The organism is Microbacterium sp. PRF11 (genome assembly GCF_031844085.1).
GTDB lineage: Bacteria > Actinomycetota > Actinomycetes > Actinomycetales > Microbacteriaceae > Microbacterium.
Map to the genome: position 1 here is coordinate 765,676 of NZ_JAUZUP010000001.1, position 9,872 is coordinate 775,547.

Sequence of the window (9,872 nt, forward strand, 5' to 3'; positions counted from 1 at the left end):
AAGGGGCCGACGGCCGTAAGGCCGCCGGCCCCTCCTGGGTCGGGCGTCAGTTGACGGAGCCGCCGGCGGCGACGATCTTCTGCTCAGCCGAGCCGGAGACCTTGTCGACCGAGACGGTCAGCGCGACCGAGATGTCGCCGGTGCCGAGCACCTTGACCTTCTCGTTCTTGCGCACGGCGCCCTTGGCCACGAGGTCGGCGACGGTCACGTCGCCGCCCTGCGGGTAGAGCTCGCCGAGCTTGTCCAGGTTCACGACCTGGTACTCGACGCGGAACGGGTTCTTGAAGCCGCGGAGCTTCGGGGTGCGCATGTGCAGCGGCATCTGCCCACCCTCGAAGCCGACCTTGACCTGGTAACGGGCCTTGGTTCCCTTGGTACCGCGACCGGCGGTCTTACCCTTCGAGCCCTCACCGCGACCCACGCGGGTCTTGGCGGTGCGAGCACCCGGGACGGGACGCAGGTGGTGGACCTTGAGCACGCCGGGGCGCGCCGCGGGGGCTTCCTTCTTCTCGGCCGTCTTCGCAGCCGAGGCCTTCTTCGGGGCGTCGACCGTGGCGGTCTCGTCCTTCTTGGCAGCCATTAGTCGATCTCCTCAACCTTGACGAGGTGGGCGACGGTCTTGACGTAACCGCGCGTCTGCGCGTCGTCGGGACGGACGACCGAGTCGCCGATCCGCTTGAGACCGAGCGAACGCAGCGTGTCACGCTGGTTCTGCTTCTCGCTCACCTTGGACTTGATCTGCGTGACCTTCAGACGCTCGGCCATCAGGCACCTACCTTCTGAGCGGCGGCCTCGGCGCGCACGAGGCGGGCCGGGGCGACCTGGTCGAACTCCAGGCCACGGCGGGCGGCCACGGCGCGGGGCTCCTCGAGCGACTTCAGCGCCTCGACGGTCGCGTGCACGATGTTGATCGTGTTCGACGAACCGAGCGACTTCGACAGCACGTCGTGGATACCGGCGCACTCGAGGACGGCGCGGACGGGACCACCGGCGATGACACCGGTACCGGCGGCGGCGGGGCGCAGGAGCACCACACCGGCAGCGGCCTCACCCTGCACGGGGTGCGGGATGGTCGAGCCCGAACGCGGGACGCGGAAGAAGTTGCGCTTGGCCTCTTCGACACCCTTCGAGATGGCGAGGGGGACTTCGCGGGCCTTGCCGTAGCCGACACCCACCACACCGTTGCCGTCACCGACGACCACGAGCGCGGTGAAGCTGAAGCGACGACCACCCTTGACGACCTTCGAGACACGGTTGATCGTCACGACGCGCTCGAGGAACTGGCTCTCGTTGCGGTCGCGCGAACCACGGTCGCGCTGGTTGGTGTTGCGCTCGCGACCACCGCGACGCGGCTCGCGCTCACGCTCGGCGGGGGCCTGGGCCGCAGCCGCACCCTCAGCCGGCGCAGTCTGCTCGGTCACTTCGGTCTCCTTGTTGTCACTCACAGGTTCAGCCCTCCTTCGCGAGCTCCGTCGGCGATCGCGGCGACGCGGCCGGCGTAGCGGTTGCCGCCACGGTCGAACACGACGTCGGACACGCCCACGGCCTTGGCACGCTCGGCGACGAGCTCGCCGACCTTGCGGGCCTTGGCGGTCTTGTCACCGTCGAAGCCGCGCAGGTCGTTCTCGAGGGTGGAAGCGGAGGCCACGGTGTGGCCCTTGCTGTCGTCCACGACCTGGACGAAGACGTGGCGCGCGGAACGCGTCACGACGAGGCGGGGACGCAGCTCGGTGCCCACGACCTTCTTGCGAAGACGCGCGTGGCGACGAGCACGAGCGACGGACTTTGTCTTGACAGCCATGGTCACTTACCACTCTTTCCGGCCTTGCGGCGGACGACCTCGCCCGCGTACCGCACACCCTTGCCCTTGTAGGGCTCCGGCTTGCGGATCTTGCGGATGTTGGCTGCGGCCTCGCCGACGGCCTGCTTGTCGATGCCGCTCACGGTGAGCTTGTTGTTGCCCTCCACCGTGAGGGTGATGCCCGCGGGCGGGTCGATCAGAACGGGGTGCGAGAAGCCGAGGGCGAACTCGACCGAGCTGCCCTTCTGCGCCACGCGGTAACCCGTGCCGACGACCTCGAGGCCCTTGGTGTAGCCCTGGGTGACACCGATGATGTTGTTGTTGATGAGCGTGCGGGTCAGGCCGTGGAGCGACCGCGACTCGCGCTCGTCGTCGGGGCGGGTGACGAGAACCTGGTTCTCCTCGACCGACACCTCGAGGGGCTGCGCCACGGTGAGCGCGAGCTCGCCCTTGGGGCCCTTGACGGAGACCTCCCGGCCGTTCACCGAAACGGTGACGCCGGCGGGGATGTCGATGGGAAGACGTCCAATACGCGACATGTCAGATCACCACACGTAGGCGAGGACTTCCCCGCCGACGCCCTTCTGCTCGGCCTGACGGTCGGTGAGGAGACCGGAGGAGGTGGACAGGATGGCGACGCCGAGGCCGCCGAGGACCGTGGGGACCTCCGTGGACTTGGCGTACACGCGGAGGCCGGGCTTCGAGACGCGCTTGATGCCGGCGATCGACCGCTCGCGGTTCGGGCCGTACTTCAGCGTCATGTTGAGGGTCTGGCCGACGCGGGCGTCCTCGACGCTCCAGTCGGCGATGTAACCCTCCTGTTTGAGGATGGCGGCGATGTTGGTCTTGAGCTTGGAGCTCGGCATCGACACGGAGTCGTGGTGTGCCGAGTTCGCGTTGCGCAGACGGGTCAGCATGTCTGCGACCGGGTCTGTCATCGTCATGTGTTGCTTCTTTCTTTCATGAGGTTTCGGCTGCCGTTACGCGACAGTCGACCTTCGATGAGGGGCCCCCGGGATCCCGGGGGCCCGGGGGCTCAGGCCTGAGCGTCGGCCGCCTGGAACGGGAAGCCGAGCTGGCGCAGCAGCGAACGGCCCTCGTCGTCGGTCTTCGCGGTGGTGACGATGGTGATGTCGAAACCACGCACGCGGTCGATGCGGTCCTGATCGATCTCGTGGAACACGGACTGCTCCTGGAGACCGAAGGTGTAGTTGCCGTTGCCGTCGAACTGCTTGGCCGACAGACCGCGGAAGTCGCGGATGCGGGGCAGAGCGAGGTTGACGAGGCGGTCCACGAACTCCCACGCACGGTCACCGCGGAGGGTGACGTGCGCACCGATGGCCTGACCCTCACGCAGCTTGAACTGCGCGATGGACTTGCGGGCCTTGGTGACGATGGGCTTCTGACCGGTGATCTTAGTGAGGTCGTCGACCGCACCATCGATCACCTTGCTGTCGCGAGCAGCCTCGCCGACACCGGTGTTCACGACGACCTTGACCAGGCCGGGGATCTGCATGACGTTGGCGTAGCCGAACTCGTCCTGCAGCGCCTTCTTGATCTCGGCGTTGTACTTCTGCTTGAGGCGGGGCTGGATCTTGCCAGCCGCCGCGGCAGTCGAGGTGCTCATGTTCAGAGGTCCTTGCCTGACTTCTTCGCGAAACGCACGCGGACGGTGCGCTTGACGCCGTCCTTCACCTGCTCCTCGACACGGTGGCCGACACGGGTCGGCTTCTTGGTCGAGGGGTCGACGAGCGCGACGTTCGAGATGTGGATCGGGGCTTCGAACGTCTCGATGCCACCGGTCTTGGTGCCGCGCTGGGACTGGCCCACGCGGTTGTGCTTGGTGACGTAGTTCACGCCCTCGACGATGACGCGGTTCTGCTCGGTGAGGACCTCGAGGACCTTACCCTGCTTGCCGCGGTCTCCGCCGCGCTCGGGCTTGGCGCCCGAGATGACCTGAACCAGGTCGCCCTTCTTGATTTTCGCCATGATCAGATGACCTCCGGGGCGAGCGAGACGATCTTCATGAACTTCTTGTCGCGAAGCTCACGACCGACCGGTCCGAAGATACGGGTGCCGCGGGGCTCCCCGTCGTTCTTCAGGATCACGGCGGCGTTCTCGTCGAACTTGATGTACGAGCCGTCGGGACGGCGGGTCTGCTTCACGACGCGGACGACGACGGCCTTGACCACGTCGCCCTTCTTGACGTTTCCACCCGGGATCGCGTCCTTGACCGTGGCGACGATGACGTCGCCCAGGCCGGCGTAGCGGCGGTTGGAGCCGCCGAGCACGCGGATGGTGAGCAGCTCCTTGGCGCCGGTGTTGTCGGCGACCTTCAGCCGGGATTCGTTCTGAATCACTTTTTACTCCTTGGGTTCCAAGCAAGCCGCGAGGCTTACTTGGCCTTCTCGAGGATCTCGACCAGGCGCCAGCGCTTGGTGGCGCTCAGCGGACGGGTCTCGTTGATGACGACGAGGTCGCCGATGCCCGCCGAGTTGGTCTCGTCGTGCGCCTTGACCTTCGAGGTGCGACGGATGACCTTGCCGTAGAGCGGGTGCTTCACGCGGTCCTCGACCTCGACGACGATGGTCTTGTCCATCTTGTCGCTCACGACGTAGCCACGACGCGCCTTGCGGTAACCGCGGGCGTTCTCGTCACGGACGTCGTTCTCGGAGTGCTCGTGGCCGGCGACCTGCGCCTCGGCCTCTGCCTTCTTCGCGGTAGCCATTACTCCGCCTCTTCCTTCGCGGCGTCGTCAGCGGCATCCGCCTTCTTCGCCTTGCTCTTCTTCGCCTTCGTCGCCTCGACCGGGGCCGGGGTGGCGCGGATGCCGAGCTCGCGCTCACGGATCACCGTGTACAGACGCGCGATGTCGCGCTTGACTGCACGGATGCGGCCGTGGCTCTCGAGCTGGCCGGTGGCCGACTGGAAGCGCAGGTTGAACAACTCTTCCTTGGCCTTGCGCAGCTCCTCGACGAGGCGCTGGTCTTCGAACGTGTCGAGCTCGCTCGGGGCGAGCTGCTTGGTGCCGATCGCCATTACGCGTCGCCCTCCTCGCGCTTGATGATGCGTGCCTTCAGGGGCAGCTTGTGAATGGCACGGGTCAGTGCCTCGCGAGCGAGCTGCTCGTCGACACCCGCGACCTCGAAGAGGACGCGGCCCGGCTTGACGTTGGCGACCCACCACTCGGGCGATCCCTTACCGGAACCCATGCGGGTTTCGGCGGGCTTCTTGGTGAGGGGACGGTCGGGGTAGATGTTGATCCACACCTTTCCGCCACGCTTGATGTGACGCGTCATGGCGATACGAGCGGACTCGATCTGACGGTTGGTCACGTAAGCGGGGGTCAGCGCCTGGATCCCGAACTCACCGAACGACACCTGGGTGCCACCGGTGGCCTGGCCGGAACGGCCCGGGTGGTGCTGCTTGCGGTACTTGACCTTGCGGGGGATGAGCATTACGCCGACGCTCCTTCTGCCACGGGGGCCTCGTTGCGCGGGCCACGACGACGGTCGCCACCACGGTCGTCACGACCGCGCGACTTGGGCGCGTTGGCCTGCTCGCGGGCGAGCTCCTTGTTGGTGAGGTCGCCCTTGTAGATCCAGACCTTCACGCCGATGCGGCCGAAGGTCGTCTTGGCCTCGTAGAAGCCGTAGTCGATGTTCGCGCGCAGGGTGTGCAGCGGCACGCGGCCTTCGCGGTAGAACTCGGAGCGGCTCATCTCGGCGCCGCCGAGGCGGCCCGACACCTGGATGCGGACACCCTTGGCGCCGGCACGCTGCGCGCCCTGCAGACCCTTGCGCATCGCGCGGCGGAAAGCCACGCGAGCGGTGAGCTGCTCGGCGACACCCTGAGCGACGAGCTGAGCGTCGGCCTCGGGGTTCTTGACCTCGAGGATGTTCAGCTGGATCTGCTTTCCGGTGAGCTTCTCGAGGTCGGCGCGGATGCGCTCGGCCTCGGCGCCGCGGCGACCGATCACGATGCCCGGGCGGGCGGTGTGGATGTCGACGCGGACGCGGTCACGCGTGCGCTCGATCTCGATGTTGCTGACACCGGCGCGGTCGAGCGACGTGGTCAGCAGGCGACGGATCTTGATGTCCTCGGCGAGGTAGTCGGCGTAGCGCTGACCGGCCTTCGTCGAGTCCGAGAACCACCGCGACACGTGGTCGGTGGTGATGCCGAGGCGGAAGCCGTACGGGTTGACCTTCTGTCCCATTACTTGCTCGCCTTCTTGTTGGCGCGAGCCGGGGCCGCCTCAGCGGTCTCGGGCGTCGCGAGCACGACCGTGATGTGGCTCGTGCGCTTCTTGATCTGGAAGGCGCGACCCTGAGCGCGGGGCTGGAAACGCTTCAGCGTCGTGCCCTCGTCGACGTACGCGTTCTTCACGTACAGGTCGGCGTCATCCAGGTATTCGTTCGTCTTGTCGGCGGTGACGCGAGCGTTCGCGATCGCCGAGGCGACGAGCTTGTAGATCGGCTCGCTCGCGCCCTGCGGCGCGAACTTCAGGATCGCGAGGGCCTCTTCGGCCTGCTTGCCCTTGATGAGCGCGACGACACGACGAGCCTTCTGAGGGGTCACGCGGATGTGTCGCACGCGTGCGATGGACTCCACCATTTCTCTCTCCTCCTCGGTCGCCTTAGCGGCGACGGCCCTTCTTGTCGTCCTTCACGTGGCCGCGGAAGGTGCGGGTGGGCGAGAACTCGCCCAGCTTGTGGCCGACCATGGTCTCGGTCACGAACACGGGGATGTGCTTGCGACCGTCGTGCACGGCGATGGTGTGTCCCAGCATGGCGGGGATGATCATCGAACGGCGCGACCAGGTCTTGATGACGTTCTTCGAACCGGCTTCGTTCTGCGAGACGACCTTGCGAAGCAGGTGCTCGTCGACGAAGGGGCCCTTCTTAAGGCTGCGAGGCATCTTCCTCTACTCCTACTTGCGCTTCTTGCCGGCGGTGCGACGGCGGACGATGAGCTTGTCGCTCTCCTTGTTCGCGTGACGGGTGCGGCCTTCAGCCTTGCCCCACGGCGAAACAGGGTGACGACCACCGGAGGTCTTACCCTCACCACCACCGTGCGGGTGGTCGACCGGGTTCATGGCGACACCGCGGACGGTCGGGCGGACGCCCTTCCAGCGCATGCGGCCGGCCTTGCCCCAGTTGATGTTCGACTGCTCGGCGTTGCCGACCTCGCCGATCGTGGCGCGGCAGCGCACGTCGACGTTGCGGATCTCGCCCGAGGGCAGACGCAGCTGCGCGTAGGGGCCGTCCTTCGCGACCAGACGCACCGAGGCGCCGGCCGAACGGGCCATCTTCGCACCGCCACCGGGACGGAGCTCGATCGCGTGGATCACGGTACCGGTGGGGATGTTGCGCAGCGGCAGGTTGTTGCCGGGCTTGATGTCGGCGCCGGCACCCGACTCGACGACGTCGCCCTGCGACAGCTTCGCGGGAGCGAGGATGTAGCGCTTCTCGCCGTCCGCGTAGTGCAGCAGCGCGATACGCGCGGTGCGGTTGGGGTCGTACTCGATGTGAGCGACCTTGGCGTCGATGCCGTCCTTGTCGTTACGACGGAAGTCGATCAGACGGTACTGGCGCTTGTGTCCACCACCGATGTGGCGGGTGGTGATGCGGCCCTGGTTGTTGCGGCCACCGGTCTTCGACAGCGGGCGCAGCAGCGACTTCTCGGGCGTCGATCGGGTGATCTCGGCGAAGTCGGCCACCGACGAGCCGCGGCGACCGGGGGTCGTGGGCTTGTACTTGCGAATAGCCATTGTTGTTGTCCTCTATCCCGACCGTCAGCCGACAGACGTGAAGATGTCGATGGTGCCCGACTTCAGCGACACGATGGCACGCTTGGTGTCCTTGCGCTTGCCGATGCCGAAGCGGGTGCGACGGGCCTTGCCCACGCGGTTGATCGTGTTGACCGACGCGACCTTGACGCCGAAGATCTTCTCGATCGCGAGCTTGATCTCGGTCTTCGACGAGCGGGGGTCCACCAGGAAGGTGTACTTGCCCTCGTCGATGAGCGAGTAGCTCTTCTCGGAGACGACCGGCTTCAGGATGATGTCGCGCGGGTCCTTGTTGACGGCGGTCATGCCGAGACCTCCTCGGTGGCGCCGGACTTCGACGCGACGAACGCGTCGTAGGCGGCCTTGGTGAAGACGATGTCGTCGGAGACGAGCACGTCGTAGGCGTTCAGCTGACCGAAGGACAGCACGTGGACGTAGGCGAGGTTGCGCACGCTCTTGACCGTCAGCTCGTCGTCGCGGTCGATGACCACCAGTACGTTCTTGACGGCGCCGAGGGCGTTGAGCACGGTCGCGGCGGTCTTGGTCGAGGGAACACCCTCGATGCCGAAGCCGTCGACGACGTGCAGGCGCTGGCCGCGGGCCCGGTCGCTGAGCGCGCCGAGCAGAGCGGCGGCGATCATCTTCTTGGGGGTGCGCTGGCCGTAGTCGCGAGGCTTCGGGCCGTGGACGATGCCACCACCGGTCATGTGCGGCGCGCGGATCGAGCCCTGACGAGCGTTACCCGTGCCCTTCTGCTTGAAGGGCTTGCGACCGGCACCGGAGACCTCGCCACGACGCTTGGTCGAGTGCGTGCCCTGGCGAGCCGCGGCGCGCTGCGCCACGACGACCTGGTGGATGAGCGGGATGTTCGTCTTGACGTCGAAGATCGCGGCGGGCAGCTCGACAGAGCCGGCCTTGTTGCCGTCGGCCTTCACGACGTCGAGCGCGAGAGTCGAGTCAGCCATGATCAGGCACCCTTCACTGCGTTGCGGACGTAGACGATGCGGCCACGAGCACCGGGGACGGCGCCCTTGACGAGCATGAGTCCCTTCTCGGCGTCGACGGCGTGCACCGTGAGGTTGAGGACGGTCACGCGCTCGCCACCCATACGGCCGGCCATGCGCATGCCCTTGAAGACGCGGCTCGGGGTCGACGAGGCGCCGATCGAGCCGGGCTTGCGGTGGTTGCGGTGCGCACCGTGGGATGCGGAGACGCCCTTGAAGTTGTGACGCTTCATGACACCGGCGGTGCCCTTGCCCTTGCTGGTGCCGACGACGTCGACCAGCTGGCCGGCCTCGAACAGACCGTCGACGGTGAGCTCCTGGCCCAGCGCGTAGTCTGCGGCGTCCGCGGTGCGCACCTCGGTGAGGTGGCGGCGCGGGGTGACGCCGGCGGCGTCGAAGTGAGCCGTGAGGGGCTTGTTCACCTTGCGGGGGTCGATCTGGCCGTAGCCGATCTGAACGGCGTTGTAGCCGTCCTTCTCGACCGAGCGGAGCTGGGTCACGACGTTCGGGGCGACCTCGATGACGGTGACGGGAACGAGCTTGCCGTTCTCGTCCCACACCTGGGTCATGCCGAGCTTGGTGCCGAGGAGGCCCTTGGAGATCTTGGAGTTGATGTCAGCCATGTCGAACCTCAGAGCTTGATCTCGATGTTGACATCGGCCGGGAGGTCGAGACGCATCAGCGAGTCGACGGCCTTGGGCGTCGGGTCGATGATGTCGATGAGGCGCTTGTGGGTGCGCATCTCGAAGTGCTCGCGGCTGTCCTTGTACTTGTGGGGCGACCGGATGACGCACACGACGTTCTTCTCGGTCGGAAGGGGAACCGGGCCCACCACGGTGGCGCCGGCACGGGTCACGGTGTCGACGATCTTGCGCGCCGACGAATCGAGTCCGGCGTGGTCGTACGACTTCAGGCGAATGCGGATCTTCTGTCCCGCCATTGTCTGCTCTCTCTCTTTCTCGCGTCTTACCCGACCTGGGGCATTGGACGCACGGTGGTGCTGACGCACCCTGGCACTTCCCCTCGCTCGCGCGAGAGATGCTGCACCGCTGTTCAGCTGTCAAACCGGATGCCATGGCCTCCGGCCCGCCCCTCGCACGCACGCGCGCGGATCCCGTGAGGGAAGAGGGGGTTCGGTGTGTGTTCTGCTGTCCGCGGCCCAGGACCCTGCGCTTTCGCGCCGCCTGTGCACTGCCGTGACAGTGATCCTGGCGCGCGCCGAGCGCGCACCGGAATGTGGAACTGGACTAGTCTACGGACCGCTCGGGTGTGTCGCAAA

General features: G+C 66.7%; 20 protein-coding genes. All 20 read right to left on the reverse strand.

Going from position 1 to position 9,872, the window contains the following annotated elements:
• Positions 1-46: 46 nt before the first annotated feature.
• The 20 genes from rplO to rpsJ all read right to left on the reverse strand — a co-directional run bounded on the left by rplO (position 47) and on the right by rpsJ (position 9,533).
• On the reverse strand, positions 47-580 hold the full coding sequence (rplO, locus tag Q9R20_RS03645) for a 50S ribosomal protein L15 (protein ID WP_307446343.1): 534 nt from the start codon (positions 578-580) through the stop codon (positions 47-49).
• Entirely contained in the window at positions 580-765 is a 186-nt protein-coding gene (gene rpmD, locus Q9R20_RS03650) for a 50S ribosomal protein L30 (protein ID WP_013583998.1), read from the reverse strand. The genes rplO and rpmD overlap by 1 nt, the downstream gene beginning before the upstream one ends.
• Positions 765-1,445, reverse strand: a complete 681-nt coding sequence (gene rpsE, locus Q9R20_RS03655; protein WP_056226274.1) for a 30S ribosomal protein S5 — start codon at positions 1,443-1,445, stop codon at positions 765-767. Before rpsE ends, rpmD begins: the two co-directional genes overlap by 1 nt.
• On the reverse strand, positions 1,442-1,801 hold the full coding sequence (gene rplR, locus Q9R20_RS03660) for a 50S ribosomal protein L18 (protein ID WP_311248402.1): 360 nt from the start codon (positions 1,799-1,801) through the stop codon (positions 1,442-1,444). Before rplR ends, rpsE begins: the two co-directional genes overlap by 4 nt.
• 2 nt (positions 1,802-1,803) lie before the next feature.
• On the reverse strand, positions 1,804-2,340 hold the full coding sequence (gene rplF / locus Q9R20_RS03665; protein WP_058623966.1) for a 50S ribosomal protein L6: 537 nt from the start codon (positions 2,338-2,340) through the stop codon (positions 1,804-1,806).
• Positions 2,341-2,346: 6 nt separating this feature from the next.
• Positions 2,347-2,745, reverse strand: a complete 399-nt coding sequence (rpsH, locus tag Q9R20_RS03670; RefSeq protein WP_013584002.1) for a 30S ribosomal protein S8 — start codon at positions 2,743-2,745, stop codon at positions 2,347-2,349.
• A gap of 92 nt (positions 2,746-2,837) precedes the next feature.
• Positions 2,838-3,428 carry a 50S ribosomal protein L5 gene (gene rplE / locus Q9R20_RS03675; protein WP_295838209.1) on the reverse strand — a complete coding sequence of 197 codons (591 nt, stop codon included), beginning with the start codon at positions 3,426-3,428 and terminating at the stop codon, positions 2,838-2,840.
• A 2-nt stretch (positions 3,429-3,430) separates the two neighbouring features.
• Positions 3,431-3,790: a 50S ribosomal protein L24 gene (gene rplX, locus Q9R20_RS03680; RefSeq protein WP_094736303.1), complete on the reverse strand. Its 360-nt coding sequence runs from the start codon at positions 3,788-3,790 to the stop codon at positions 3,431-3,433.
• Between the two features lie 2 nt (positions 3,791-3,792).
• On the reverse strand, positions 3,793-4,161 hold the full coding sequence (rplN, locus tag Q9R20_RS03685; RefSeq protein ID WP_013584005.1) for a 50S ribosomal protein L14: 369 nt from the start codon (positions 4,159-4,161) through the stop codon (positions 3,793-3,795).
• A gap of 35 nt (positions 4,162-4,196) precedes the next feature.
• On the reverse strand, positions 4,197-4,529 hold the full coding sequence (gene rpsQ, locus Q9R20_RS03690; protein ID WP_295838215.1) for a 30S ribosomal protein S17: 333 nt from the start codon (positions 4,527-4,529) through the stop codon (positions 4,197-4,199).
• Positions 4,529-4,840 carry a 50S ribosomal protein L29 gene (gene rpmC, locus Q9R20_RS03695; protein ID WP_013584007.1) on the reverse strand — a complete coding sequence of 104 codons (312 nt, stop codon included), beginning with the start codon at positions 4,838-4,840 and terminating at the stop codon, positions 4,529-4,531. The genes rpsQ and rpmC overlap by 1 nt, the downstream gene beginning before the upstream one ends.
• Positions 4,840-5,259: a 50S ribosomal protein L16 gene (gene rplP / locus Q9R20_RS03700; RefSeq protein ID WP_056226254.1), complete on the reverse strand. Its 420-nt coding sequence runs from the start codon at positions 5,257-5,259 to the stop codon at positions 4,840-4,842. Before rplP ends, rpmC begins: the two co-directional genes overlap by 1 nt.
• Entirely contained in the window at positions 5,259-6,017 is a 759-nt protein-coding gene (gene rpsC / locus Q9R20_RS03705) for a 30S ribosomal protein S3 (RefSeq protein WP_013584009.1), read from the reverse strand. Before rpsC ends, rplP begins: the two co-directional genes overlap by 1 nt.
• Positions 6,017-6,415 carry a 50S ribosomal protein L22 gene (gene rplV / locus Q9R20_RS03710; protein ID WP_013584010.1) on the reverse strand — a complete coding sequence of 133 codons (399 nt, stop codon included), beginning with the start codon at positions 6,413-6,415 and terminating at the stop codon, positions 6,017-6,019. The genes rpsC and rplV overlap by 1 nt, the downstream gene beginning before the upstream one ends.
• Before the next feature lie 22 nt (positions 6,416-6,437).
• Positions 6,438-6,719: a 30S ribosomal protein S19 gene (gene rpsS, locus Q9R20_RS03715; RefSeq protein WP_013584011.1), complete on the reverse strand. Its 282-nt coding sequence runs from the start codon at positions 6,717-6,719 to the stop codon at positions 6,438-6,440.
• Between the two features lie 12 nt (positions 6,720-6,731).
• Positions 6,732-7,571, reverse strand: a complete 840-nt coding sequence (gene rplB, locus Q9R20_RS03720; RefSeq protein ID WP_013584012.1) for a 50S ribosomal protein L2 — start codon at positions 7,569-7,571, stop codon at positions 6,732-6,734.
• Positions 7,572-7,595: 24 nt separating this feature from the next.
• On the reverse strand, positions 7,596-7,895 hold the full coding sequence (rplW, locus tag Q9R20_RS03725) for a 50S ribosomal protein L23 (protein ID WP_144829723.1): 300 nt from the start codon (positions 7,893-7,895) through the stop codon (positions 7,596-7,598).
• The gene (rplD, locus tag Q9R20_RS03730; RefSeq protein WP_311248053.1) at positions 7,892-8,554 is read right to left on the reverse strand and encodes a 50S ribosomal protein L4; all 663 of its coding nucleotides are present in this window, start codon (positions 8,552-8,554) and stop codon (positions 7,892-7,894) included. Before rplD ends, rplW begins: the two co-directional genes overlap by 4 nt.
• 2 nt (positions 8,555-8,556) lie before the next feature.
• A complete protein-coding gene (gene rplC, locus Q9R20_RS03735; protein WP_295838225.1) occupies positions 8,557-9,216 on the reverse strand; it encodes a 50S ribosomal protein L3 in 660 nt (219 codons plus the stop codon).
• Positions 9,217-9,224: 8 nt separating this feature from the next.
• Complete coding sequence (rpsJ, locus tag Q9R20_RS03740) at positions 9,225-9,533, reverse strand: 30S ribosomal protein S10 (protein ID WP_013584016.1); 309 nt, start codon at positions 9,531-9,533, stop codon at positions 9,225-9,227.
• Positions 9,534-9,872: the final 339 nt, after the last annotated feature.